The organism is Oerskovia paurometabola (assembly GCF_016907365.1).
Taxonomy (GTDB): Bacteria; Actinomycetota; Actinomycetes; order Actinomycetales; family Cellulomonadaceae; genus Oerskovia; species Oerskovia paurometabola.
In genome coordinates this window covers 2,319,460-2,343,208 of the sequence record NZ_JAFBBV010000001.1, presented here as the reverse complement: position 1 = coordinate 2,343,208, position 23,749 = coordinate 2,319,460, and the positions used below count along the sequence as shown (strand labels likewise).

The following is a 23,749-nucleotide window of genomic DNA, read 5'->3' as shown; positions in this document are numbered from 1 at the left end:
GCCTAGTTCGCCGGGCCGTCGGCGGACCCGGTCGTCCCCACCGGGTCGCCCGGCTCGTACGGGCCACCGCCCTCGGCCCCGTACGCGGCCAGGGCGGCGCTCGCGGCCTGAGCGACGTCGTCGGCGACCTCCTGGGGGGCGACGGCCAGGACGTGGCGGGCGTGCTCGAGGAGGAGGCGGCGCAACCACACGGGGTTGGTGACGCGCAGGGAGACCTCGAACGCGCCGTCGGGCAGGTTGCGGACCTTCTCGACGGGGACCTGCTCCGCGACCCAGCGGGCGGGGCTCGCGAACGTGATCGTCGCCAGCGGCGCGTCGCCCGTGGGCGTGAAGTCGACCTCGGTCGGCAGGTCGTGCTCGCCCGTGGGGACGTCGAGCTCGGTCGCGGCCAGGAGCCGGTCGAGGCGGAACGTGCGCTGCCCCTGGGCGCGGTGGCACCACGCGAGGAGGTACGAGTACGCGTCCTGGGTGTGCAGCGCGACCGGGTCGATCTCGCGCTCGGACACGACGTCGGAGCTCGTCACGTACCGCACGCGCAGGCGGTGCCGGTTCGCCAGCGCCGAGGACACCGCGGCGACGACCTCGGGGGCCCCGTCAGGGGACAGGCGCACGTCGAGGGCTGCGGCGGCCTCGCCCGTCGCGCCGGTGAGCTTGGCCAGGACCGACGCGACGACGTCGGCGCGCGCCCGGTCCGAACGCACCGCCGGGGTCTCCCCCATGGCGCGCAGGGCCGCGATGAGCGCGACCGCCTCGCGGGTGCCCAGGCGCAGGGGACGCGTCATGCCGCGCGCCTCCGTGAGCCGCACGACGCCCCGCTCGAGGGAGTCCGCGTCGAAGTCGATCAGGTCGTCGGGCCAGTACCCGGGGGTGCCGGACACCCACAGGGCGTCGACGTCCTCCACGATCTGGCGCGTCGTCACCCCGAACCGGGTCGCGAGCTCCTCGACCGGGACCCCGCCCGCCCCGTCCAGGTAGCTGACGATGCCCAGCAGGCGCACCAACCGGTCGTCCGCGCGCTCAGCCACGCTGCTCCTCCGTGCTCGTCGTGCCGTTCGGGTGGTCCTGCGTGGTGGTGGCCGGCGCCTGCCCCAGGCGGGCCGCGGCCGCCAACCGGCGCACCACGGCGTCCCGCAGCCCCGCAGGGCTCAGGACCACGACCGCGTCCCCGTACCCCGCGATCTCGTCCGCGAACGCATGCTGGTTCGTGAACGACACGTGCACGACGTCGCGCCCGTCCGCACGCGGCCCCGTGCCCGGCCCGTCGCCGTCGCTGCGACCGCGCGCCCGCAACGCCTCGGCCCGCTCGGGACCGATCGCGAGGGCAGCGACCTGCTCCTGCCCCGCCCGCGCCCCCAGGAGCGCGTCCACGTCCACCCCGTCCGGGATGGCGAACGCCCCCGGACGCCCCAGGAGACGCACCCGGCCCTCGATGCGGCTCAACCGGTACGCCCGCGGCGCCTGGCGCTCGCGGTCGAACCCGAGGAGGTACCACCCGCCGCGGCGGGCCGCGATGCGCCACGGCTCGACCGTGCGGTCCCGCACCTCGCCCGTGGAGGCCGCCCGGTAGGTGAACGACACCGGACGCAGCGCCTCGATCGCGTCGAGCAGGGGGCCGTACGCGTCGCCCACGGCCCGCACCCTCGGGGCGAGCCCGGCGACCGCGTCGTTCGCGACCTCGCCCGCCCCCGCCGCGCGCAGCTTCGTCAAGGCGCGCGAGATGTCCGTGCGCAAGGTCTTGTCCTGCCAGAACTGCGCCGCCAAGGACAGCACCCCGAACTCCGCCGGGGTCAGGTCGACCGCGGGCAGCGCGTACGCGTCCTGGTCGATCCGATACCCGACGTCGTCGCTGTGCCCCCCGGCGTCGACAGTCACGATCGGTATCCCCAGGTCGCGCAACGAGTCCTTGTCGCGCTCGAACATCCGCTCGAACGCCTCGGGAGAAGGCGCGTCGGCATACCCCGCGACACTCGTACGGATCTGCTGCTTCGTCATCGACACGCTCGTGTTCACGAGGGCGATCACGAGGTTCAAGAGCCTCGTGGCAGGGTTGACTGGTTGACTCGTCTGATCAGGCATCGGCACCCACGCTAACGAACGCTATCCTCACCCGTGTGATGACGTGGCGTAGTGCAAGGGTGATCTCCCGCGGCCGGGCCTGGCAAGGCGCGCAGGAAGTGAGCGTCGAGCTCGACGAACCCCTGCCCGCGACCGCCGCCCCAGGGACCGAGGAACGCCCCCGCACCGTACGCGCCCTCGCCTACCCGCAGCTCGTCGGAGAACCCCAGGTCGGCGACCAGGTCCTCCTCAACGTCTCCGCCCTCGCCCGCGGCCTCGGCACCGGCGGGTACGCCCTCGTCGTCGCCCTGCCCGGAGCCCTGCCCCCCGACCCTGCCCCCGGGCCCGGGCACCTCGTCAAGGCCCGCTACACCCCCCTGCAGGCCCTCGTGCTGGGCGTCGACGAGCAGGAGTCCCCCCACCACGACACCCTGCGCGACGCCGACGACCTCGACGGCATGCCCGTCGTCGTCGCCGACCTCCACTCCGCCCTGCCCGCGATCGTCGCCGGCGCACGCCTCGCCGCCGCCCAGGACGGACGCCCCGCGCCCCGCATCGCCTACGTCATGACCGACGGCGGCGCCCTGCCCGCCGCGTTCTCCCGCACCGTCTCCGGACTGCGCGACGCCGACTGGCTCCACACCTGCCTCACCGTCGGCCAGGCCTACGGCGGCGACCACGAAGCGGTCACCGTCCACACCGGGCTCCTCGCCGCCCGCCACGTCACCGGTGCCGACCTCGCCGTCGTCACCCAAGGACCCGGGAACCTCGGCACCGGCACCCGCTGGGGCTTCTCCGGCGTCGCCGCCGGCGAAGCCCTCAACGCCGCCGCAACCCTCGGCGGCCGCCCCGTCGCTTCCCTGCGCGTCTCCGGCGCCGACCCCCGCGACCGCCACCTCGGCATCTCCCACCACTCCCTGACCGCCTACGGCCGGGTGGCGCTCGCGGCCAGCGACGTCGTGGTCCCCCGCCCCAGCGCCGACGTCGAAGCCCTCCCCGGGTGGGGAGCCGCGCTCACCGCACGCATCACCGAGCAGGCCGCGCACCTCGCCGCACCCCACGGGCGCCACCGCCTCGTCCACGCCGACGCCGACGCCCCGCTCCTCGGAGCCCTGCGCGCCACGCCCGTCGGGCTGTCCACCATGGGCCGCGGGCTCGACGACGACCCCGCCGCCTTCCTGGCCGCCGCCACCGCCGGCCTGTACGCCGAGAGGAACCGACCAGCATGAGCAACCGGACGCGACTGGGGGGTGTCGTCGTCCTGATCGCCCTCGTCCTCGTCGGCGCAGCCGCCGGGAACCGCTGGAGCTTCCGGCTCGAACCCGTCACCACCCGACCGACCTCCGTCGTCCCCCCTCCCCCCGTGCAACGCACGGAAGACACCGCGCTCTTCCTCGAAGGTCTCGACGAACGAGCCGCCGGGCTCAGCATCGGCGAGTACATGACGTACCTCGCGGTACTCGTCGCCCTCGTCCTGGTCGTCGTCACGATCGTGCACCTGCGCCGCCGCACCCGGGAGCCCGCCATCCAGGCGCCCGCCCCCCACGACCACGTCGCGACCGGAGCCAGCATCGCCCTCCCCGCCCTCACGGTCCAGCTCCCCGCACTGCGCCGAGGCGTCCAGCACGCCCGGCACCTCCTCGACACCGCCGCGACCCCACGCGACGCCGTCACCGCCGCCTGGATAGCGCTCGAGGACGCCGCCGCCGACACCGGGCACCGCCGACACCCCGCGCAGACCCCCACCGAGTTCACCACGACCGTCCTCGACGCCACCCCCGCCGACCCCGACGCCGTCACCACCCTGCTGAAGCTCTACCAGCGGGCGCGCTTCACCACCCACCCCCTCACCCCCCAGGACGTCGACGCCGCGCGCAGCTGCCTCGAACGCCTCGCCATCGCCTTCACGCCGCCCGTCAGCGACGACAGCGGCGGAAGGGGAGATGCCGACGCACCCCAGCACCAGGCCACCACCACCAGCACACCGGCCCCCCGGGGAGAGACCTGATGAAGCACCGGCTCACCACCGACAAGAAGATCCTCACCCTCGCGACACTCCTCGTCGCCACCGGCACAGCCCTCGCCCTCCTCGGCCTCGACCTCCCCCACGCGCTCGCCGTCACCGTCGCCCTCCTCGTCGCCCTCGTCCTCTCCCGACGCATCGACACAGGACACGACCCCCAGCACCGAGCCCTGCCCGACACCAACCGCGACGGCGCCCGGCGAGACCTCTCCGACCTCACCTGGGCAATGCACGGGAGCCACGGACGCGTCAGCGAACGCGCCCACCGACGCGTGCGGGCGCTCGCGGCCACGGCCCTCGCCGACGAGGGCATCGACCTCCACAGCACGGACCCCGAGCAGATGCGAGCGGCGGCCGACCGGCTCGGCACGCAGGTCCACCGGCAGATGACCGACGACCCACGGCCGCCCACCATGAAGGTCCTGCGGTCCTGGGTGGCCGCGATCGAGAACCTCCCGCACTCCCGCACCGACACCTGATCAGCACGCCAGTCGGCGCCGATGCCGACAGCCACAGCACCCGTAGACACCCGCACCGAGAGGCGAACCCGATGACGGACTCCCCTGCCCCCGCGCTCAGCGTCCCCGAGGTGGCCGCGCACGGCCGCCGCATCCTCGACGAGGTCGGCACCGCCGTCGTCGGCATGCGGGACTCGCTCGAGCTCGCGCTCGCCACGATCCTCGCGGGCGGGCACGTCCTGTTCGAGGACGTGCCCGGACTCGGCAAGACGCTCGCGGCCCGGAGCCTCGCGACGGCCCTGGGGCTCGACTTCGCGCGGCTCCAGTGCACCCCGGACCTCCTGCCCGCGGACATCACCGGGTCCTCGGTGTATGACCCGGCCACGACCGACTTCGTGTTCCGGCCCGGCCCGGTGTTCACGGGCATCTTCCTGGCGGACGAGATCAACCGCACGGCACCCAAGACACAGTCCGCCCTCCTCGAGGCCATGGCCGAGCGGCAGGTGTCGATCGAGGGGAGCACCTACCCGCTCCAGCGGCCGTTCCACGTCCTCGCGACGTCCAACCCCGTCGAGTACGAGGGCACCTATCCGCTGCCCGAGGCACAGCTCGACCGGTTCATGGTCCGGCTCGGGGTCGGCTACCCGGGTCGCGACGAGGAGCGGGAGGTCTTGCGTCGTCGTCTCGACCGGCGCCAGGAGCAGGCCGAGGTGCGCCAGGTCGTCGATGCTCGGACCGTCCTCGCGATGCAGGCTGGAGTCGAGGCGACCGACGTCGACCCCGACGTCCTCACGTACTGCGTCGACCTCGTCGCAGCCACGCGCGCCGACTCCCAGCTCGAGGTGGGGGCGTCTCCCCGCGGGTCGCAGAACCTCGTGCTGCTCGCCCGCGCCGTGGCGGCCCTCGACGGCCGGGACTACGTGCTGCCCGAGGACGTCAAGCGGGTCGCCGTCCCGGTGCTCGCGCACCGCCTCACCCTGACCCCGACGGCCTGGGCCTCGAACGCTCAGCCGCAGGCCGTCGTCCGCGCCATCCTCGATCGCGTCCCCGGCCCTGCTGCGGTCGCCACCGCGACGCGATGACCTCGCTCGCCACGACGACGCGCCTGACGAGCTGGCAGCAGACCACGAGCCTGGCCGCAGGCGTCGTGCTCGGTCTCGCCCTGCTCGTCACCGGTCTCCTCGCGGGTCGCGCGGACATCGCGGTCCTGGGCGCGCCGGCCCTGCTCAGCGCGGTGTGGGGCTGGGGCGCCAGGCCCCGGGGCGAGGCCGTGGTCGCCACGTTCGAGCCGGCCGACACGACCGACCTGCGTCCCGGCGAGCTGCGGTCGCGGCTCCGCCTCGACGTGCCCGACGCCGCCACACCGGTCCGTCTGCGCGTCACCAGCCCGGGGAACGACGACGCGGACGTCACGGTGCTGGTCGAGGGAACCCGCACGCTCGACCTCACGACGCACTCGGCGAGGACAGGACCGCACCGCCTGTTCCGGGTGGACCACGTCGCGTCCGGACCCGAGGGGGTCGTCGAGTCGATCCCGGACGCGGCTCAGTCGCCGGGCACGCTCGTGCTCCCGACCGCGCAGCCTCTCGGCCGTCTCCCGCTGCCGCGCCAGCTCGCCGGGCTCACCGGCCCGCACACGACCCGTCGCCTCGGCGACGGCACCGAGCTCCGCGACGTCCACCCCTTCGCCCCGGGAGACCGGTTGCGGCGCATCGACTGGCGCGCGACCGCACGCCGGTCCCCCGGTCTCGAGACGCTCTACGTCCGACGCACCCAGGCCACGGCCGAGGCGACGATCGTCCTCGTCCTGGACTCGCGGGACGAGGTGGGCCCGGACGTCACGACGTGGCGAGGGCGTGGTCCGCTGCCGATGGACCGGGCGACCTCCTTGGACATCGCCCGCCACGCCGCGGCATCGGTCGCCCAGACGGCGCTGGACGGCGGGGACCGGGTCGGGTTCGAGGACCTCGGGTGGATCCGTCGCCCTCTTCCACCGGCCGCGGGCAAGCGCCAGCTCCAGCGGATCGTGCATGCTCTGGCCCTGGCCCACCCGATCGGCGAGCCACGTCGTCGCATGCGCCCGCCACAGATCCCGGCGGCAGCCCTGGTCTACATGTTCTCGACCTTCCTCGACGACGAGAGCGCCATGATCGCCCAGACCTGGCGGGCGACCGGGCACCCCGTGGTCGCGGTCGACATCCTGCCCACCGTGGACGTCCCGCAGGACGAGCCGAGCGTCGTCCTCGCGTGGCGCATCACGCGCCTCGAGCGCGAACAGCGTCTCGAAGCCATCCGACGAGAAGGTGTCGTGGTGGTCCCCTGGACCTCCTCGGTGAACGGCAAGGGCGGGGCCCGGGCTGCGCTCGAGCTCGCGGCCCGTCGGCAGCGCCACAGCCAGCGAGGGACGACACGGTGAGCGCCCACCCCACCGCGCCTCCCGAGAAGCCTGCGGGACCGCCTGCGACCGAGGTGAGCACCGGTCCGACCGTGTCGGGCGACGCCCTGCGTGCCGTCATGGTCGGGGCGACCTTCCTGTTCGGCGTCCTGAGCGTGCACCAGCTCGTCCCGTCGCTGCTCGGGAGCGCGGTCGTCGCGCTGGCCCTGTCGGCCGTGGTCGCGGCGCGCCCGCACACCCCGGTGCCGCACGCGGTGCTGCTCGTCGGCGCCCTCGCGATGCTCGGGGCCGACACGTCGTTCGACCCGGTCGTCTTCCTGCTCCTCCCGCTCGCCCACCTCGTGCTGCGTTCCTCCTGGTGGGCTGCGCGCGTGCCGCGGAAGGGCCGTGTCGAACGCTCCGTCCTTCTGCCGGAGCTACGGCGCGCGGTCGTGATCCAGCTCGCCTGCCAGGGGCTGGCGCTCCTGGGCTTCGCGGCCTCGACCCTGGACCGGAACGGGTTCTTCGTCGTCGTCGCCGCTGTCGCGCTGATCGGCCTCGTCGTCCTCGCCGTCCCGCGGACCTGGTGGCGCTGAGACGACCTCGCGACAGGGCGCGCGACCCCCTGCTCCCCCGTCAGGGCAGGGGGTCGCTCTGTCCGGAGGGCCCGCGCGTGCGCCCCTGCTTGTCTGGGCTGGTTGGTGAGTTGATCGCTTGGGTGAGGTGCGTGATCGGTACGCTTGGCACACTATTTTATCCAGGAGAGGTGTACCGCAGATCGACGCGCACCATCCGACCGGCTGACCTACGGTGACCTGATGGTCGACAACCCCACCCGCCCCGTCCTGCAGCTCCGTCTGGTCGTCGAGGCCGAGGACTACGAGCGGGCGCTCGCCTTCTACCGCGACTCCCTGGGTCTCCCCCAGCTCGAGGCGTACACCGGCGAGGGCGACGCCCGCGTCGCGATCCTCGACGCCGGGCGCGCCACCCTGGAGATCGCCAACCCCGCGCAGAAGCGCATGATCGACGACGTCGAGGTGGGCAGGCAGGTCGCGCCACGCCTGCGCGTCGCGTTCGAGGTGGTCGACACCGCGGCGATCACGACCGACCTCGTCGACGCCGGGGCCTCGCTCGTGGCGCCACCGGTCCGCACCCCCTGGGACTCCCTCAACGCGCGCCTGGACGCCCCCGCCGGCCTGCAGATCACGCTGTTCCAGGAGCTCGGCCCGCAGTCGCCCCCCTCCCCCGCGGCCGATCTGCGCGAGGGGTGACCTCCGCCGTCGGGCCCGTCGTGGCCCGGCCGCGCGGGGCTAGGCCCGCGCCGGCTGCTCGGGCTGCGCAGCCGGCTCACCCTCGGCCGGTGCGTGCCAGGCCCGACGGACCTGCTCGAAGCGCGTCGGCAGCGGGGGGCGCACCCCGCCGTACCGCGCGTTGGTGCGCTGCACGAAGCGCCGCCAGGACAGCACCAGCCCCTGCTTCGTGATGGGCAGCCCGCTGGCCACCGTGATGCCGTTGTCGTGCGTGTGGTGGACCGTCAGGAGCAGCGCCCGCGGCACGGACCCCTCCAGCTCGGAGCACAGCTCGTCCCGGACGTCCATCCAGCGACGCAGGACCATGACCACGCCCGGTTCGAGGCGGTGCTCGCGCGCGGTGCGGTGCTTGCCGTGCTGCACCACGACGCTCCCCTCCCCCGCCTGGGGGCCCGCGGGCCCCAGGTCGAGCGAGTCGACCGTGCAGCGCAGCAGGTCGGAGTACCTGGCCCCCGTCGCACGGGTCAGACCGACGATGACCGCCAGGCGCACCATCTCCGGCTTGGTCGACGCGTACATGGCACCGACCGACAGCTCACGCCAGACCCACTCGGCCTCGTCGCGCGTCACCGGCGGGCGCGGGTAGCGCGGGGCGAGCGCCGGAGCGGGACCGTCCGGGCCGTCCCCGCCCGTCGAGGCTCGTGGGGGTGAGTCGGCAGCGTTGGTGACCATGGAAGCCATCCTAGCCGCTTGGCACACTTTTTTTGATCAGAGGGTGCAGCGTGTCAGGGTCCCTCCGGGCTCGTCAGGCCTCGCGGAGCCGCCTCGTGAGGTCGTCGATCTCTCCCAGCACCTCGGTCGCCGCCCACACCCCGTGCCGCTGGGACGTCGAGAGCTGAGACAGGACCCCTGCTTCCGTGAGCCGATGGAGCGCCTCGTAGGCCGCCGCCGCCGAGGTCCCGGCGACCTGCCGGGCGAGATCCCCGTCGAGCACCGGATGGTCCAGCAACCCGTCGAGGAGCGCGGCCGCGGCCGACCCCGCCCGGGGACGCACCTCCCCCCGCCATGCCGCCGGCAGCTCGGACAGGTTGTCGGCCGAGATGCGCGCCTCGCGCGCGGCGGCCGACGCGCTCGTCGCCAGGTATCGCACGAACTGCGCCACGCGCCCGTCCCGGTAAGCGTTGACGCGGGCGAAGTACTCCCCCGTGTCCGCGAGCATGGCCGACGCGACCGGGACGACCAGGGTCGGGGCCAGCCCGCGCCGCCGCCACACGGCCCCGATCAGGGCACGTCCGATCCGCCCGTTGCCGTCGGTGAAGGGGTGGATCGACTCGAACTGGGCGTGCGCGATCGCGGCCTGCGCCACCGCCGGAAGGTCGTCACGTCGCAGGAAGGCGATCAGGTCCTCCATGTACCCGGGCACGAGCTCGGGCGGCGGCGGCACGTGCACCGCGCCGCGCGGCGACCAGTCGGACCCGCCGATCCAGTTCTGCACCGTGCGGAGCGTTCCCGCGGTGGGCCCGTCGAGCGGGTCGTCCTTGAGGAGCGTCCGGTGGGCGGCGAGGAGGTCGTCGAGCTCGATCGTCCCCGCCCGGCCCGCCGCGTCGACGAGCCGAGACACCGCCCGCGCGGCCGCGACGGTGACCTGCGCGTCCTTCCCGGACTTCATGCCGATCGTCGCCCGGGCCAGGTCGGCCAGGCTCGCGTCGTGTCGCTCGATCCGCGACGAGGCGACGGCCTCCGTGCGCAGCAGGAACGTCGCGAACGACGAGAGGACGGGTCCGTGGACCGCGTCGAGGCGGGTGATGTCCACCGCGGCCCGCTCGATGTCCGCGGCCTCCTCGGCCGAGGGGACGTAGGCGAGGCCCGCGATCCGGGGCGGCAACGACACGGTGATCTCGCGTAGCATGCGGTCCTCGCGCGGACCGCGCGAGGTCGACGACCAGGGTCTGACCTCGGCGCCGTGCGGCGGCCAGGCGGCGACCTCCGGAGCAGTCGTCCCGACACGTCCACCCGTCATGGCAATCCTTCCTTGTGCCTCATCAAGTCAAGGTTATGCCCTCTAACCTTGACTTAGGCACTCTCAAGTCAAGGTTGGCTAGGCTGGGCGTCGATGGCTCCCCTCCCGCACTCCCCCGAGAACGCGCCGCTCCCGTCGACGATCGCCGCCCCGGTCGAGCACGAGCTCGTGATCAAGAAGTCCCGCTTCCTCACGCTCCTGCACCCGGTCACGTCGGTCGCCGAGGCGGAGTCCGTGATCGCGCGCGCGCGCAAGGACCACTGGGACGCCCGGCACCACTGCACCGCGCTCGTCGTGGGGACGCACGCCGACCAGCAGCGCTCGAGCGACGACGGCGAGCCCTCGGGCACGGCGGGCATCCCCATGCTGGAAGTTCTGCGGCACCGGCACGTGACCGACCTCGTCGCGGTCGTCACGCGCTACTTCGGTGGGGTGCTGCTGGGCGCGGGCGGGCTCGTGCGCGCCTACTCGAACGCCGTGAGCGAGACCCTCGACCTCGCACCCGTGCTGCGGCGCGAGGTCATGGTCGAGGTCGCGGTCGACGTCCCGCACGCCGAGGCCGGCCGTATCGGCAACGTCCTCCACGAGTGGTGCCAGACCCGTGGCGCCGTCCTCGAGGGCACCGACTACGCGGGGTCGGCCACCTTCCGCCTCCTGGTCCCGCCCGCCGACCTCGCCGCGCTCGACGCGGACGTCGCGTCGGCGTCGAGCGGAGCGCTCTCCCCCGCCGTGGGAGATCGACGCATCGTCGACGTCCCCGCCTGAGCGACCCTGAGCGCACGCAGAGGCCCCTCCCGGGCCGCGTGACGTCGTCGGGCGGCAGGAACCCGCCCGACGACGCCACGCGCCTCCCACGAGCCGTCAGCGGTCCCGTGGGCCCCGCCAGGGCCCTGCCGCGCCCCGCCCACGGGTGGGACGTGCCGGATCACCGCGTCAACGGGTCCCGATCCCCTCGGGTCCGACGTGCGCCCCGTCCGGGACGGTCGACGGCTCGCCCGCGTCCGCCAGGACCGCGTCCCCCTCGGCCACGACTCCGCGGCCGAACGTCCAGTCGCCCCGCACGGTGAGGCTGCGCGCCCCGCGCAACGACGGCGCGCCCTGCGCGAACCGGGCGTCGAAGTCACCGACGAGCTTGTAGTGCGCGCCGTCGAGGTCGATGAGCGGCGCCTCGACCTGCGCCGCGAGCGTGAAGTCGTCACCGAGCTCGTACACGTCCGAGCGCAGCAGCAGCAGGTCGCTCGTCGCCTTGACGGGCAGGAAGCGGCTGCGGTCGACCTCGATGACGGTCGATCCCTCGAAGACCTCGATCGCGGCGCCCATCGCCGACTCGATCTGGATCACGGGCGTCGAGGACGGGTCGGTGGGGTCGACCGTCTTGGGGTTGCGGATCAGGGGAAGCTCGAGGACCCCCCCGGTGCGGTCGAGCTCGGCGGACAGCGCACGCAGGTCGAGCCACAGGTTGTTCGTGTTGAAGTACCGGTGACGCTCGATGTCCCCGGCCGCAGCCAGGTCCTCCTCGGGCGTCTGTGCGGTCTCGCGCAGCACCAGGCGTCCGTCGGAGCGCCGCACGACGAGGTGGCCGCCCTTGCGGTCCGCGGGCGTGCGGCGCGCGACCTCGGCCGCGAACGGTGCGCCCGACGCCGCGAACCACCCGGCCATGGCCGCGTCCGGAGCCGCACCGAGGTTGTCCGAGTTGGAGACGCTCGCGTACAGGTACCCCGCGTCCAGGAGCCGCTGGAGCGCCCCCGACGTCACGAGTGCCGTGTACAGGTCCCCGTGACCGGGCGGGCACCACTCCAGGTCGGGGTCGTCCGGCCACTCGACGGGCTCGAGGTCGTCCGCACGCAGCTTGGGCTCGCGATTCTGCAGGAAGTCGAGCGGCAGACCGTCGACCGCGAGGTCCGGGTAGGCCGCGAGCGCCGCGAGGGTGTCGTCTCGCGTGCGGAAGCTGTTCATGAAGAGCAGCGGGAGGCGTGCGCCGGTGGCGGCGCGGGCGGCGCGGACCTGTCCGGCGATGATGTCGAGGAAGGTCAGGGGGCCGTGGCTGGTGTCGCGGACGGTGAGGAGCGACTTGGCGCGGTCCATGCCCATGGAGGTGCCGAGGCCGCCGTTGAGCTTGACGAGCGCGGTGCGGGAGAGGGCGGTGGCGGCGGCGTCGGGGCTGATGTCGAGGTCGTGGCGGTGGGTGACGTCGGTGAGGGGGTCGACGTCCGTCTCGGGGACGGTGCCGGTGGCGCCGCCGTCGAGGAGCTCGTAGAAGCGGCTGAAGACGTCGATCGCGGTGGGGTGGACGCCGGCGTCGGCCATCTTGTGCTGGGAGTGGGTGAGGCCCTGGCTGCTCATGGTGTCGATGCTAGGTCTGGGTGCCTGCTCGTGCTGGGCGGGCTCGTGGGGCGTCGGTCACGTCCGTGGTCACTCGAAGCGGGTGGGGTCTCCTGCGCCGACGCGGACGACCTCGGCGGTGCCGGAGGAGAAGTCGACGACGGTGGTGGGTTCGGTGCCGCAGTCCCCGGAGTCGACGACGGCGTCGACCTGGTGGTCGAGGGCTTCCTTGATCTCCCAGCCCTGGGTCATGGGTTCGTCCTCCCCGGGCAGGAGGAGCGTGCTCGACAGCAGGGGTTCGCCGAGGGCGCGCAGGATGGCCTGGGTCACGGCGTGGTCGGGGATGCGGACACCGACGGTCTTCTTCTTGGGGTGGGCGAGGCGTCGGGGCACCTCGGCGGTCGCGGGCAGGATGAAGGTGTAGCTGCCGGGCGTGGAGGCCTTGATGGCGCGGAAGGCCGCGTTGTCGATCTTGACGAGCTGTCCGAGCTGCGCGAAGTCGGCGCACACGAGCGTGAAGTGGTGCTTGTCGCCGAGGTGGCGGATGTCGCGGATGCGTTGGGTGGCGCTGTGGGAGTCGATGCGGGCGCCGAGCGCGTAGCAGGAGTCCGTGGGGTAGGCGATGAGGGCGTCGTCGCGCAGGAGCGTGACGATCTGGTCGATCGCGCGGGGCTGGGGGTCGACGGGGTGGACGTCGAAGTACTTGGCCATGGCGTGAGCCTAGGCCCGCCGCGGTGGGGCTGCCGCCGGGAGCCGGCTCGCGCCCGACGGCGAGCACGGCGGCGTCGGTGGGGGGAGAATCGGTGCGATGCGACTCGCGACCTTCAACATCCTGCACGGCCGGTCGACCAGCGACGACCTGGTGGACGTCGACCGCTTCGCCCGGGCGGTGGCCGATCTCGACGCGGACGTCCTGGCGCTGCAGGAGGTGGACCGCAACCAGCACCGTTCGGGACGGGCGGACCTGGCGCAGGTGGCGGCCGAGGCGATGGGCGCGGTCGAGCACCGGTTCGCCCCGACGCTCGACCGGCGTTCGGCGGACGGTCGGGCGCAGTACGGCGTGGCCCTGCTGTCGAGGTTCCCCGTGCTCGAGTGGCGGGTCCTGCCGTTGCCTCGCCGCCCGTGGTGGCGTCCCCTGCCCCGGGCGACCGACCAGCGGGCGCGCCGGTGGCGGCTCGACGAGCCGCGGGCGGCCGTGGTCGCGGTGGTGGCGACGCCGCAGGGTCCGTTGACGGTGGCGGCGACGCACCTGAGCTTCCTCGACGGGTGGGGCGAGCACCAGCTCGAGCGGCTGGTGAGGGGCTTGGCGGGGGCGCCGCGGCCGCTCGTCCTGCTGGGGGACCTGAACCTTCGGTCGGAGATCCCCGCGACGGTCACGGGGTGGAGCCCGTTGGCGGTCGCGCGGTCCTACCCGGTCTCGCACCCGACGCTGCAGATCGATCATGTCCTGGCCGACGGCGGGGTGCGCCCGCTCGCACCGGGTCGGGCGGTCGACACCGGGTTGTCGGACCATCGGGCGGTCGTCGTCGACGTGGAGCTCGACGGCGCAGGAGGCTCCTGAGGCCCTTCCCCCACCGGGTCGAACGGGTGTTCGAGTCCGCGAGCCGACAGGCACACCTCGGCTCGAACACCAGTTCGACACCGACCGGCCGGGCGCCCGCATCTCGTCGAACATGTGTTCGACCGGACGCCCGCCGGTGGGCCGAGGGCACCTCTCCCCTGCACCGACCCTGCGTCAGGACGGGCCGCCGTGCGTGACCCGGACCACGGGAAGGCGCAGCGCCCCGGGGGCAGACGCCGGTACGAGGGGCCCGCGCGGCGCGACCGGGGCGACCCGCCGGTAGTCGCTCCCGAGAGGCGGCCGGGGGTCGGCCTCGCCCCGGTTGGGCCACAGCGCGACCGCCCGCTCGGCCTGCGCCGTGATCGTCAGCGACGGGTTGACGCCCAGGTTCGCGCTCACCGCCGCCCCGTCCAGGACGTGCAGCCCCTCGTGGCCGAACACCCGCTGGTACGCGTCGACGACCCCCGTCGCCGCAGAGGCGCCGATCGCGCACCCGCCCAGGAAGTGCGCCGTGAGCGGCATGCCGAACGGTTCCCCGATGCTCCCGCCCGGCGCGCCGCCCATGACCCGGGCCAGCCGCCGGGCCGCCTCGTGCGCCGCCGGGATCCAGCCGGGGTTCGGGGCACCGTGGCCCTGACGTGAGGTCATGCGACGTCGCCCCGTCCACGTGCGTCTCGTGTAGGTCGTGAGCGAGTTGTCGTGGCTCTGCATCACCAGGGCGATCACGGTGCGCTCGGACCAGCCCCGGAGGTCGAGCATGGCCGGGAGGCGACGGCGCTGCGCCCACAGCTCGCGCAACCACGCGCCGGGCGTGGGCGACGGGCCCTGGCGATCGCCGTCGTCGGGCTGCTCGCTGCCGGGTCCGCGCAGGCCGCGAGCGCCGCGGGGCGTGACGAGGACGGTCTGCAGGAGGGCCATGGCGTTCGAGCCGCGGCCGTAGCGCACGGGTTCGACGTGCGTGTGGGCGTCGGGGTGGAAGGACGAGGTGATCGCGACGCCGCGCGTGTAGTCGGGCACGGGGAGGTCCGAGCGGTGAGGCCGGTCTGCGGTCGCACCCAGGAGCGCCTCGGAGTTGGTGCGCGTGAGCATCCCGAGCCGTGGCGAGAGGCCGGGGAGCGTGCCGGCGTCGCGCTGGGCGTGCAGGAGGCGCTGCGTGCCGTGCGCCCCCGCGGCGAGGACGACGTGCTCGGCGGTCCAGCGGGTGCGCCGGACGGACGCCCGGTCGGTACGGCGGGAGGTGACCTCGTAGCCGCCCCCAGGCAGCGGGGCGATGCGCGTGACCGTCTCCAGGGCGTGGATCCTCGCCCCGCCGCGCTCGGCGAGGTGCAGGTAGTTCTTGACGAGGGTGTTCTTCGCGCCGTGGCGGCACCCGGTCATGCACTGCCCGCACTCGAGGCAGCCGCGACGTTCGGGGCCCGCGCCGCCGAAGAACGGGTCGGGCACCCGGGCCCCGGGGGTGCCGAACAGCACCCCCACGGGAGCGGGGGTGAAGGAGCCCCCGACGCCCATCTCGCGGGCGACCAGGGCCATGGCGTCGTCGGCCGGCGTGCGGCCCGCGTACGTGACCACGCCCAGCATGCGCCGCGCCTGGTCGTAGTACGGGGCGAGCTCGGCCTTCCAGTCCGTCAGGTGGCCCCAGGCGGGGTCCGTGTAGAAGGCGTCGAGGGGCTCGTACAGCGTGTTGGCGTACACGAGCGAGCCGCCCCCCACCCCGGCGCCCGCGAGGACCAGGACGTCGCGCAGCCGGTGCACGCGCTGGATCCCGAGGCAGCCCAGGCGCGGGGCCCACAGGAAGTCGCGCAGGTGCCAGGAGGTCTTCGCGAAGTCCTCGTCGGCGAAGCGCCGGCCCGCCTCCAGGACCGCGACCCGGTAGCCCTTCTCGGTCAGGCGCAGGGCAGCCACGGAACCGCCGAAGCCCGACCCCACCACGAGGACGTCGACGTCGTGCGAGACGCCCCCGGCGTCGCCGCGCGCGTCCTCGCGCCCGTCCGCCCGCTCCTCGCAGCCTTCCTTGGTCATCGTGGCCACCTCGTTCCTCGGGCGCTCCCTCGCGCCCGGCAGGTGCTCATCCTGCCACCGCGGCGCCCACCCGTCGCCGAGCGGCCGGGTCGGCGCTCGTGCTGCGAGTCCGCGAGCGCCGTCCTAGCGTGGACGGGACCCGAGAACACCTCGCCCGCCGCGGGCCGCCGACCGGCGTGCGCGCGTGCGGCGACCTGAAGGAGGATCCCGTGACCGACCAGACCCCCGCCTTCCCCGCCCAGCAGCAGGAGCCCCCGGGCCTGACGCCCCCCATGAACCCGCTGCCCGACCACGGCGAGTCGTCCTACCGGGGCTCGGGCAGGCTCGCCGGCCTGCGGGCCCTGATCACCGGGGGCGACTCGGGCATCGGGCGTGCGGTCGCGATCGCGTTCGCACGCGAGGGGGCGGACGTCGCGATCGGCTACCTGCGCGAGGAGCAGTCCGACGCCGAGGAGACCGCGCGCTGGGTGCGCGAGGCGGGCCGCACGGCCGTCCTGCTGCCCGGGGACCTGCGCGAGGAGCCGGAGTGCCGCGCGCTCGTCGCCGACGCCGTCGAGCAGCTCGGGGGGCTGGACGTCCTCGTGAACAACGCCGGCTTCCAGATGGCTCGACGGTCCTCGATCGCCGACGTCACGACCGAGGACCTCGACCGGGTGCTCAAGACCAACCTGTACGCGCTGTTCTGGGTGACGCAGGCCGCGCTCGAGCACCTGGGGGAGGGCGCGTCGATCATCAACGTCTCCTCGATCCAGGCCTACCAGCCCTCCACCTCGCTCCTGGACTACGCGGCGACCAAGGCGGCGATCAACAACTTCACGGTCAACCTCGCGGCCGAGGTCGGTGAGCGCGGCATCCGCGTCAACGCGGTGGCCCCCGGACCCATCTGGACGCCGCTGCAGCCCGCGACGCAGCCGCCCGAGAAGATCGAGCAGTTCGGGGCCGACACCCCGCTCGGGCGGGCCGGGCAGCCGGCCGAGGTCGCACCGGCCTTCGTCTTCCTGGCCTCGCCCGCCGACGCGGGCTACGTCTCGGCGACCGTGCTCGGGGTCACGGGCGGCAAGCCGGTGTTCTGACGCCGCCCTCGCGACGTTCCTCGACGCGAGGCCGGCACGGGCCCCTCACGGCGCCTGTGCCGGCCTCGCGCGCGGACCCCACGAGCCGCCCGCCTGACCGGCGCGGGCTAGGGTGGGTACCGGGCCAAGGAGCGGCTCGCCGTTCAGGGCACGGATCATGGCAGGGACCACGGAGGCGACGATGCCGACGACCATCGCACAGCTCATGTCCACGGCGTTCTGCACGGTCGAGCGCACCGCGACCGTCGCGCAGGCCGCCCGCACCATGATCGACGAGGACTCGGGTGACGCCGTCGTGCTCGACGACAGGGACGTGCTGGGCATCCTCACGGACCGCAGCATCGTGCGGGCACTGGCAGACGACGCCTCGCCGGACCACCCCGTGGGCGACCTGTGCACCGAGGACCTCGTGGTCCTGAGCCCCCAGGACCCGGCCCGGGAGGCCGTGCGGATCATGGAACGACACGCCCTGCTGCGACTGCCCGTCATGGTCGGACCGGACCTGGTGGGCATCGTCCGCCTCTCGGACCTCGTGACCGCGATCGAGCGCGGGCAGGTCACGGTCGGTGCCCGCGACACCGCGGACCTGCAGGACGCGTGAGCAGCCCCCGGGCACCCCTCGGGCGCCCACGCACGGGGGCCGCCCACGGACCGCGTAGCGTTGTCCTCGACAGGTGGAGGAACGGCGCGGTCGTGCGCCGACGACCGGCCACCCCCGAGCACGAACGGGACGCACGATGACGCAGGATCTGCAGCAGACGAAGGACGACGCCCTCGCCGTCGCCACGACCGCCGAGTTCGGCACCGGGGTGAGCCCCGCCACCGCGATCGAGTCGTCGATCGCGTCGGCCGCGCGGACGCTCGCCGAGGAGCCCAGCCTCCAGGAGACGCTCGACCGCACGGTCGAGCTCGCGGTCGCGATGGTCGACGGCTGCGACGCCGCCGGGATCTCGCTCGTGACCCGCAAGGGGCGCATCGAGACCCCCGCCGCGTCGCACGACCTCGCCCGGCGCGGGGACGAGCTCCAGTACGCCCTGAACGAGGGGCCGTGCCTCGACGCGATCCGCGAGACCGACCTGGTGCGCACCAACGACCTCGCGGCCGAGCCTCGCTGGCAGCGGTGGGCCGACCAGGTCCACGCGGAGCTTGGGGTGCGCTCGATGCTGTGCGTCCAGCTCTTCACGAGCGAGACCTCGCACGGCGCCCTGAACCTGTACTCGCGCTCCACGGGCGCGTTTCCCGCCACGGCGCTGTCGATCGTCTCGACGTTCGCCGCGGTCGCCGCGGCGGCACTGACCGCCGCGCGCACCGAGGAGCAGCTCACGAGCGCCGTGCAGACCCGCACCGTGATCGGCCAGGCCCAGGGCATCCTCATGGAGCGCTACCAGCTCTCGGCGCAGCGCGCGTTCTCGGTGCTGAGCCGCGTCTCGCAGGACTCGAACGTCAAGCTCTACGACCTCGCCCGCGAGGTCGTCGAGACACGCAGGTTCCCCGTGACGTAGCCGTCGGGCCCGGGCGGGTCCCGTCCGGGTGTCGGCGGCTCAGCCCGTGACCGCTCCCTTGCGCCGGAAGAGCTGTGCGCCGCCCGGGCGGCTCACGCTGCCGGGCTCGAGGGCGGCCAGGCACGCGTCGACCCGGTCCTTGGCGCGACCGCCCAGGCCGCCGCCGGCCGCGATCGCGTCGATCAGCTCGCGTGCCACGTCGGGCAGGCGTCGGCTGCTCTCGCTCGCGTGCACGACGAGCAGGTCGAGCGCGCCGTCCGGGTCCAGCCCGTGCGAGGCCATGATGACGCCCTTGGCCTGGTCGACGACAGCGCGGTCCTGGAGACCGACCGCGACCTGGCGCGTGACCTCACGGCGCAGCGCGTCCTCGTGCGCGGCGGACGTGTCGATCATCATGCCGATCACCTCGACCACGGCCCCCGAGGCGTCGCGGCGGCCCTGACCCGTGACCGTGACCGTCCTGGTGCGCCCGCGCGCGTCCACGATGCGGTGGCTGGCACTGAAGGGGCGCCCGGTAGTGCGCAGCAGCGCGAGGTCGCGCAGGACCGTGTCGCGGTCGTCGGGGTGCTTGTGCTGGACGAGGAGAGCCGCGCTCGGCACGACGGAGTCGGGCGTCAGCCCGTGCAGCAGGTAGACCTCTTCGGACCACCACCACTCGCTGGTGCGCAGGTCGACGCGGTACTGGCCGGTGGGATGGGCCCGCCCGAGGCTCAACGCCTCCGCGAGCGGGTCGCGGCGACGCCTGCGAGGGGACTGTTCGGTGGTCATGATGGCTCGCTCTCAGCACGTGCGTGTCGAGGGGCCGCTTCCTGACTCCTAGGTGCCTCACCTTAGACCGCCGCGCGCGTAGGTCCAAGCCCCGTCCATGGCGCGAGCGCCCGGCGGGAGCGGGGACTCACGCCTCGCGGACGTGGTGCGGCGGGCGCGGGTAGAGCATGTGCTCGGTGTGGTGCAGGACGTTCGTGACGAGCGCCTCGACGTGCTCGGTCGCGGGCGCGTAGTAGACGCTCGTGCCCTCGCGCCGCGACGTCACGAGATGCCCGGCGCGCAGCTTCGCGAGGTGCTGGGAGATCGCGGGGACGGGACGGTCGAGGGCCTCGGCGATCGCGGTCACCGGCATCTCGGTGCCCGTCAGCATCTGCAGCACCGCGAGGCGGGTGCGGTCGGCGAGCAGGCGCAGCACCTCGACCGCACGGTCGAGGTCGACCTCGGGGGGTGCGACGGGGAGCGAGTCACGCTGCGTGGTGGCCATCCCCCTCATGGTCCCACCCTCGCGGCGGCTCGCACGCGATCGGCGCCCGGTAGAGGCGCCTCACCGGCGACGGACCCCGGCCACAGCACGTGCGCGAGCCCGGTCGCGGCGCCCGCGACGAGGGCCAGCGCCGTCGCGGCGGCCGCCAGGCCGAGCGTCCCGAGCCACCCCGCGAGCGGGTACGTGACCAGCCAGCACGCGTGCGACAACGAGAACTGCGCGGCGAAGGCCAGGTGGAGGTCCCCTCGGTCCACCGAGCGCCGCACGAGGCGCCCGACGGGGGTCTCGACCGCCGACCACCCGGCGCCGATCGCGACCCAGGCGGCGCACACCCCGGCCACGGCGACCCCTGCGGGAGCCGCGAGCACCAGGGGGACGACGGCGCAGCCCACCGTGAGCAGGGCCGCTCCCCCGAGCATCACACGACGCTCGGGCCAGGCGCGAAGGACCCGCGGCAGGACGAGCGCGGCGGCCACCGACCCGCTGCCGCACACGGCCAGGAGGAGAGCGACGCCGTCGGGCCCCAGACCCAGGACCGTGCGGGCGATCACGACCGTCTGGACCAGGACCAGAGCGCCCGCGGCCGCGACCGCGAGGTTCAGCGCGAGCACGGGCCGCAGCGCGGGCGTGCGCAGGAAGATCCCCGCCCCCCGGCGCACGCGCGCGCCGAACGGCCCGTCGGGCTCGGTCGCCGCGACGTGGCCGTCCGTCGTCGCTGCCGCGGCGCCGGGGACTCGCGGCAGCACGACCGTGGCCACGAGGAGCGCCGAGGCCCCGAACCCCACCGCGGTCCCCCAGAACAGCCCGGCCGGGCTCAGTGCGAGCAGGAGGACGGCCGCGAGCGCCGGGGACGCGACGGCCTCGAGGTCGTAGGCGAGCCGGGACAGGGACAGGGCGGCGGTGTAGTCGCGCTCGTCGGGCAGGACGTCGGGGACGACGGACTGGAACGTGGGCGTGAACGTCGCCGACGCGCTCTGGAGGACCAGGACGAGCACGAGGACCTGCCACACCTCCCCCACGAGGGGCAGCGCGAGCGCCGCGACCAGGCGCACGAGGTCCGCACCGACCAGGACCAGCCGCCGCGGCACCCGGGCCACGAGCGTGGCCGCGAGCGGGGCCAGGGCGACGTAGGCGACCATCTTGACCGTGAAGACCGTCCCGAGGACGACGCCCGCGCGGCGGCCCGCGAGGTCGTAGGCGAGCAGGCCGAGCGCGACCGTCGCGACGCCGGTGCCCGCGAGGGCGACGACCTGCGCGGCGAACAGGCGTCGGTAGACGGGGTGCGCGAGGGCCGAGAGCATGCCCCCATCATCCTGCCTGTTTGCGCAGTCACGCAACCATGCAAGCGGTGCGGGTGGAGCCGGCCGTGGGATCCTGGAGCCGTGTCCGACCTGACGTCCCGCCGCATCCCGCCCGGTCCGATCCTCGACGCGCTGCGCACGCACCGCCACCTGCCGGACTGGGCCCTGGACGTGCCGCAGCTCGCGCTCGAGCACGCCCTGCGCCTCGCCGACGGCGACCCGCACCGGCTCGTCCTCGAGGACGACGGCACCATCCGGGTCGAGAACTCCCCGTCGCCCTGACGCTCAGCGCTTCCCGTACGGGTAGACGTCGGCGAGCACGGGCTCGAAGGGCCGCGAACGCAACGTCATGCCGGCCTCCTGGGGAGTCCGGCCCGCCTTGGCGCTGTTGCACGCCTCGCACGCCGCCACGGCGTTGAGCCAGGTCGTGGTCCCGCCCTGGCACCGAGGCACCACGTGGTCCATGGTCGTCGCAGGGCGACCGCAGTAGCCGCAACGGTGCTTGTCACGACGCAGCAGCGCGGCGCGCGAGTACGGGACGCGGCCCGTGCGCTCGTAGACCCAGCGGGAGTGGACGTAGCGCACCAGCTCGACCGAGACCGGGCGCTGGTACGGGCCGAAGGTCTCCCCCTCGACGGCCTCCCGCACGGCCGCGACCCGGCGGTGCAGCATACGGATCGCGTGCCCGAGCGAGACACGGCCCAGGACCTGCCCGCCGCCCAGGTTGTAGATGAGGACCTCGCTCATCGACCGACTCCCTGTCTGCGACCCGCGGTACCGAGATCCTCGGCGCCGCGGGCCACCCACGTCGTCTGCGGAGAGGGCGGGAATCGAACCCGCCCCACGGGGCGCTGGTGCGCCCCGTCGCCGTCCTTGGCACATGCCTCTCCAGGGGTGCCGCCCGACTGCAGTCCGGGCGACTTGGAACCTCCACGCACACCACGGGTCCCCGTCGTGGCCAGGTTCATGTGCCTGGCTCGCCGCGCTACCACTGTGGCGCGGTCTCGTGTGCGTCAGCTCGTGCGGGCCGCCGGAGCGGCACCTCATGAGAACGGGTCAGGAGCGAGCGCCGCGCGGGCTGCCCCGACCGGCGACCGGCCTCCTGACCGGACGTGCACCACAGTAGCGGCCTGCCCCCGGGCAAGGGCAAGGGTTTTTCGGGGAGATCGCGCGCCGGTCGCGCGGACGAGCACGGTCGACCGACCCTCGGGCGTCGCGCTCCCCCCGCGGTGGCCTTCACACCCGGCAGTCCGCGCACGTGCCGGACAGCGCGACGTGCGCCGGGGCGAGCGTGAAGCCTGCCTCGGTCGAGAGCCAGGTGGTCACGGGGTCGAGCAGGTCGCCCGGCAGGTCGATGATCCGCCCGCACGAGTCGCAGATCGCGTGCAGGTGCTCGCGCACGGGTCCGCCCGGGGCCAGGTGGTAGGCCGTCGCACCACCACCGATGTGCACGTGCGTCACCACGCCCAGCGTCGTGAGCCGGTCGACCGTGCGGTAGACCGTGGCCCGGTGGATGCCCGGGTGCCGGTCGTGGACCCGGGTGCACAGCTCGTCGGCGCTCGGGTGCCCCTCCTCGGTCGCGAGGACCTCCAGGACGGCGCGGCGCGCCTCGGTCACACGGTGCCCGCCGGCCCGCAGGAGGTCGAGCGCCGCCTGGACCCGCTCGTCGGTCTGCGGCACCGCGCCCGCCGCCTCGCTCACAGCGCCGTGATCCCGTCACCGATCATCTTGGCCCCGAGCACCAGGAGCAGCACGGCCATGATGACGGCGTTGTTCTGGATCATCCAGGCCTTGAGCCCGTCGAGCAGCGTCGCTGCCCGGGATCCCATGGCCAGGTAGATCGCGACGGGGGCCGCGACCCCCAGGCTCGCCACGACGACGAACACCGCGAGGGCCCCGAGCTGCTCGGACGTCTCGGGCGTCGCGGCGGCGATCGCCGCGGCGCCGGACACGACGAGCAGCAGGTTCTTGGGGTTGACCGCCCCGAGCAGGACCGCGAGGCCGAACGCCTTGACGGGCGTGAAGGCGTCGATCGCGCTCATCCACCTCGGCGGCTGGGGGCTCGCGCCCTCGCGCGGGCGTCCGCGCCACTGCGAGACCGCGAGGAGCAGCAGCAGGACGCCCAGGACGATCTTGACGACGCTCGCCCACGCCGGGGGCCCGGACGCGTCGGGCGTGGCAGCGCCGGCCACGAGCAGCACGATCGACCCGAGGGCCGCGATCCCCACGATCCACCCCAGCAGGAACGAGAAGCCGTTGGCCTTCGCCTTCCTGCTGACGAGCATCAGCACGACCGCCACGATGGGCATGGGGCTGATGAGGACTCCCACCGCGATGGGCAGGGACTGACCGACGGCTGGGCCCACGGCACTTCCTCTCGTCGTGCGCCGCCGGTCGGCGCCGCGTCCCGGGTCTCGCGGCTGCCCGCGGGTCCGGTCATCCCGACCGTAGTGCTGCGCCCGGCCGACCGCGCGCGAAGGGCCACGGTCGACGGGCTGCGGGAGGCCGCGCGGTGCGCCGGCGGCGTCGGGCAGGCGGG

26 protein-coding genes and 1 tRNA gene are annotated in these 23,749 nt (G+C 74.1%); 13 read left to right on the top strand and 14 right to left on the bottom strand.

Annotated features, from left to right (window positions below; genetic code table 11):
* Nucleotides 1-2: 2 nt before the first annotated feature.
* Nucleotides 3-1,025, bottom strand: coding sequence for a helix-turn-helix transcriptional regulator (locus JOD48_RS10505; protein WP_191790415.1), 1,023 nt, complete (start codon nucleotides 1,023-1,025; stop codon nucleotides 3-5).
* A complete protein-coding gene (locus JOD48_RS10500) occupies nucleotides 1,018-1,992 on the bottom strand; it encodes a helix-turn-helix transcriptional regulator (protein WP_239527388.1) in 975 nt (324 codons plus the stop codon). Before JOD48_RS10500 ends, JOD48_RS10505 begins: the two co-directional genes overlap by 8 nt.
* A gap of 119 nt (nucleotides 1,993-2,111) precedes the next feature.
* On the opposite strand from JOD48_RS10500, the gene JOD48_RS10495 reads away from it, so the two are divergent.
* The 7 genes from JOD48_RS10495 (at nucleotide 2,112) to JOD48_RS10465 (ending at nucleotide 8,181) form a co-directional block, all read left to right on the top strand.
* A complete protein-coding gene (locus JOD48_RS10495; RefSeq protein ID WP_204808931.1) occupies nucleotides 2,112-3,284 on the top strand; it encodes a DUF3866 family protein in 1,173 nt (390 codons plus the stop codon).
* Nucleotides 3,281-4,063 (top strand): DUF4129 domain-containing protein, encoded by a 783-nt coding sequence (locus tag JOD48_RS10490; protein ID WP_204808929.1) that lies wholly within the window; start codon nucleotides 3,281-3,283, stop codon nucleotides 4,061-4,063. The genes JOD48_RS10495 and JOD48_RS10490 overlap by 4 nt, the downstream gene beginning before the upstream one ends.
* The gene (locus tag JOD48_RS10485) at nucleotides 4,063-4,557 is read left to right on the top strand and encodes a hypothetical protein (protein WP_204808927.1); all 495 of its coding nucleotides are present in this window, start codon (nucleotides 4,063-4,065) and stop codon (nucleotides 4,555-4,557) included. Before JOD48_RS10490 ends, JOD48_RS10485 begins: the two co-directional genes overlap by 1 nt.
* A 71-nt stretch (nucleotides 4,558-4,628) precedes the next feature.
* A complete protein-coding gene (locus tag JOD48_RS10480) occupies nucleotides 4,629-5,618 on the top strand; it encodes an AAA family ATPase (RefSeq protein WP_204808925.1) in 990 nt (329 codons plus the stop codon).
* Nucleotides 5,615-6,952: a DUF58 domain-containing protein gene (locus tag JOD48_RS10475; RefSeq protein ID WP_204808923.1), complete on the top strand. Its 1,338-nt coding sequence runs from the start codon at nucleotides 5,615-5,617 to the stop codon at nucleotides 6,950-6,952. The genes JOD48_RS10480 and JOD48_RS10475 overlap by 4 nt, the downstream gene beginning before the upstream one ends.
* Nucleotides 6,949-7,506 (top strand): hypothetical protein, encoded by a 558-nt coding sequence (locus JOD48_RS10470; RefSeq protein ID WP_204808921.1) that lies wholly within the window; start codon nucleotides 6,949-6,951, stop codon nucleotides 7,504-7,506. The genes JOD48_RS10475 and JOD48_RS10470 overlap by 4 nt, the downstream gene beginning before the upstream one ends.
* Before the next feature lie 222 nt (nucleotides 7,507-7,728).
* Nucleotides 7,729-8,181: a VOC family protein gene (locus JOD48_RS10465; RefSeq protein WP_204808919.1), complete on the top strand. Its 453-nt coding sequence runs from the start codon at nucleotides 7,729-7,731 to the stop codon at nucleotides 8,179-8,181.
* Between the two features lie 39 nt (nucleotides 8,182-8,220).
* Here JOD48_RS10465 and JOD48_RS10460 read toward each other — a convergent pair whose 3' ends face one another.
* Together JOD48_RS10460 and JOD48_RS10455 are read right to left on the bottom strand one after the other, a co-directional pair.
* Nucleotides 8,221-8,892 carry a tyrosine-type recombinase/integrase gene (locus JOD48_RS10460; RefSeq protein ID WP_239527384.1) on the bottom strand — a complete coding sequence of 224 codons (672 nt, stop codon included), beginning with the start codon at nucleotides 8,890-8,892 and terminating at the stop codon, nucleotides 8,221-8,223.
* 73 nt (nucleotides 8,893-8,965) lie between these two features.
* Nucleotides 8,966-10,180 (bottom strand): Fic family protein, encoded by a 1,215-nt coding sequence (locus JOD48_RS10455; RefSeq protein ID WP_191790406.1) that lies wholly within the window; start codon nucleotides 10,178-10,180, stop codon nucleotides 8,966-8,968.
* A gap of 93 nt (nucleotides 10,181-10,273) precedes the next feature.
* Here JOD48_RS10455 and JOD48_RS10450 point away from each other — a divergent pair, with 93 nt between their 5' ends.
* On the top strand, nucleotides 10,274-10,945 hold the full coding sequence (locus tag JOD48_RS10450) for an IMPACT family protein (protein ID WP_204808917.1): 672 nt from the start codon (nucleotides 10,274-10,276) through the stop codon (nucleotides 10,943-10,945).
* 168 nt (nucleotides 10,946-11,113) lie between these two features.
* On the opposite strand, the gene JOD48_RS10445 is transcribed toward JOD48_RS10450, so the two are convergent.
* The gene (locus tag JOD48_RS10445; protein WP_204808915.1) at nucleotides 11,114-12,523 is read right to left on the bottom strand and encodes a UTP--glucose-1-phosphate uridylyltransferase; all 1,410 of its coding nucleotides are present in this window, start codon (nucleotides 12,521-12,523) and stop codon (nucleotides 11,114-11,116) included.
* 69 nt (nucleotides 12,524-12,592) lie between these two features.
* Nucleotides 12,593-13,213 carry an L-threonylcarbamoyladenylate synthase gene (locus JOD48_RS10440; protein ID WP_191790403.1) on the bottom strand — a complete coding sequence of 207 codons (621 nt, stop codon included), beginning with the start codon at nucleotides 13,211-13,213 and terminating at the stop codon, nucleotides 12,593-12,595.
* Nucleotides 13,214-13,310: 97 nt separating this feature from the next.
* Here JOD48_RS10440 and JOD48_RS10435 point away from each other — a divergent pair, with 97 nt between their 5' ends.
* Nucleotides 13,311-14,063, top strand: a complete 753-nt coding sequence (locus JOD48_RS10435) for an endonuclease/exonuclease/phosphatase family protein (RefSeq protein WP_191790402.1) — start codon at nucleotides 13,311-13,313, stop codon at nucleotides 14,061-14,063.
* A gap of 174 nt (nucleotides 14,064-14,237) precedes the next feature.
* Here JOD48_RS10435 and JOD48_RS10430 read toward each other — a convergent pair whose 3' ends face one another.
* Entirely contained in the window at nucleotides 14,238-16,082 is a 1,845-nt protein-coding gene (locus tag JOD48_RS10430; RefSeq protein WP_204808912.1) for an FAD-dependent oxidoreductase, read from the bottom strand.
* 272 nt (nucleotides 16,083-16,354) lie between these two features.
* On the opposite strand from JOD48_RS10430, the gene JOD48_RS10425 reads away from it, so the two are divergent.
* The 3 genes from JOD48_RS10425 to JOD48_RS10415 all read left to right on the top strand — a co-directional run bounded on the left by JOD48_RS10425 (nucleotide 16,355) and on the right by JOD48_RS10415 (nucleotide 18,657).
* Nucleotides 16,355-17,155, top strand: coding sequence for an SDR family oxidoreductase (locus JOD48_RS10425; protein ID WP_191790509.1), 801 nt, complete (start codon nucleotides 16,355-16,357; stop codon nucleotides 17,153-17,155).
* 181 nt (nucleotides 17,156-17,336) lie between these two features.
* Nucleotides 17,337-17,756, top strand: coding sequence for a CBS domain-containing protein (locus JOD48_RS10420; RefSeq protein WP_191790400.1), 420 nt, complete (start codon nucleotides 17,337-17,339; stop codon nucleotides 17,754-17,756).
* 136 nt (nucleotides 17,757-17,892) lie between these two features.
* Nucleotides 17,893-18,657 (top strand): GAF and ANTAR domain-containing protein, encoded by a 765-nt coding sequence (locus JOD48_RS10415; RefSeq protein ID WP_191790399.1) that lies wholly within the window; start codon nucleotides 17,893-17,895, stop codon nucleotides 18,655-18,657.
* A gap of 39 nt (nucleotides 18,658-18,696) precedes the next feature.
* On the opposite strand, the gene JOD48_RS10410 is transcribed toward JOD48_RS10415, so the two are convergent.
* The 3 genes from JOD48_RS10410 to JOD48_RS10400 all read right to left on the bottom strand — a co-directional run bounded on the left by JOD48_RS10410 (nucleotide 18,697) and on the right by JOD48_RS10400 (nucleotide 21,210).
* A complete protein-coding gene (locus JOD48_RS10410; protein WP_191790398.1) occupies nucleotides 18,697-19,425 on the bottom strand; it encodes a PAS and ANTAR domain-containing protein in 729 nt (242 codons plus the stop codon).
* 127 nt (nucleotides 19,426-19,552) lie between these two features.
* On the bottom strand, nucleotides 19,553-19,909 hold the full coding sequence (locus tag JOD48_RS10405; protein ID WP_191790397.1) for an ArsR/SmtB family transcription factor: 357 nt from the start codon (nucleotides 19,907-19,909) through the stop codon (nucleotides 19,553-19,555).
* 5 nt (nucleotides 19,910-19,914) lie between these two features.
* Entirely contained in the window at nucleotides 19,915-21,210 is a 1,296-nt protein-coding gene (locus tag JOD48_RS10400; RefSeq protein ID WP_204808910.1) for an MFS transporter, read from the bottom strand.
* Between the two features lie 81 nt (nucleotides 21,211-21,291).
* Between JOD48_RS10400 and JOD48_RS10395 the strand changes: the two genes are divergently transcribed.
* The gene (locus JOD48_RS10395; protein WP_191790395.1) at nucleotides 21,292-21,492 is read left to right on the top strand and encodes a hypothetical protein; all 201 of its coding nucleotides are present in this window, start codon (nucleotides 21,292-21,294) and stop codon (nucleotides 21,490-21,492) included.
* Nucleotides 21,493-21,495: 3 nt separating this feature from the next.
* Here JOD48_RS10395 and JOD48_RS10390 read toward each other — a convergent pair whose 3' ends face one another.
* The 4 genes from JOD48_RS10390 to JOD48_RS10375 form a co-directional block, all read right to left on the bottom strand.
* A complete protein-coding gene (locus JOD48_RS10390; protein ID WP_191790394.1) occupies nucleotides 21,496-21,957 on the bottom strand; it encodes an HNH endonuclease in 462 nt (153 codons plus the stop codon).
* Between the two features lie 68 nt (nucleotides 21,958-22,025).
* Nucleotides 22,026-22,124 (bottom strand) — tRNA-OTHER (locus JOD48_RS10385).
* Nucleotides 22,125-22,446: 322 nt separating this feature from the next.
* Nucleotides 22,447-22,911, bottom strand: coding sequence for a Fur family transcriptional regulator (locus JOD48_RS10380; RefSeq protein WP_191790393.1), 465 nt, complete (start codon nucleotides 22,909-22,911; stop codon nucleotides 22,447-22,449).
* Nucleotides 22,908-23,576: a GAP family protein gene (locus JOD48_RS10375; protein ID WP_191790392.1), complete on the bottom strand. Its 669-nt coding sequence runs from the start codon at nucleotides 23,574-23,576 to the stop codon at nucleotides 22,908-22,910. Before JOD48_RS10375 ends, JOD48_RS10380 begins: the two co-directional genes overlap by 4 nt.
* Nucleotides 23,577-23,749: the final 173 nt, after the last annotated feature.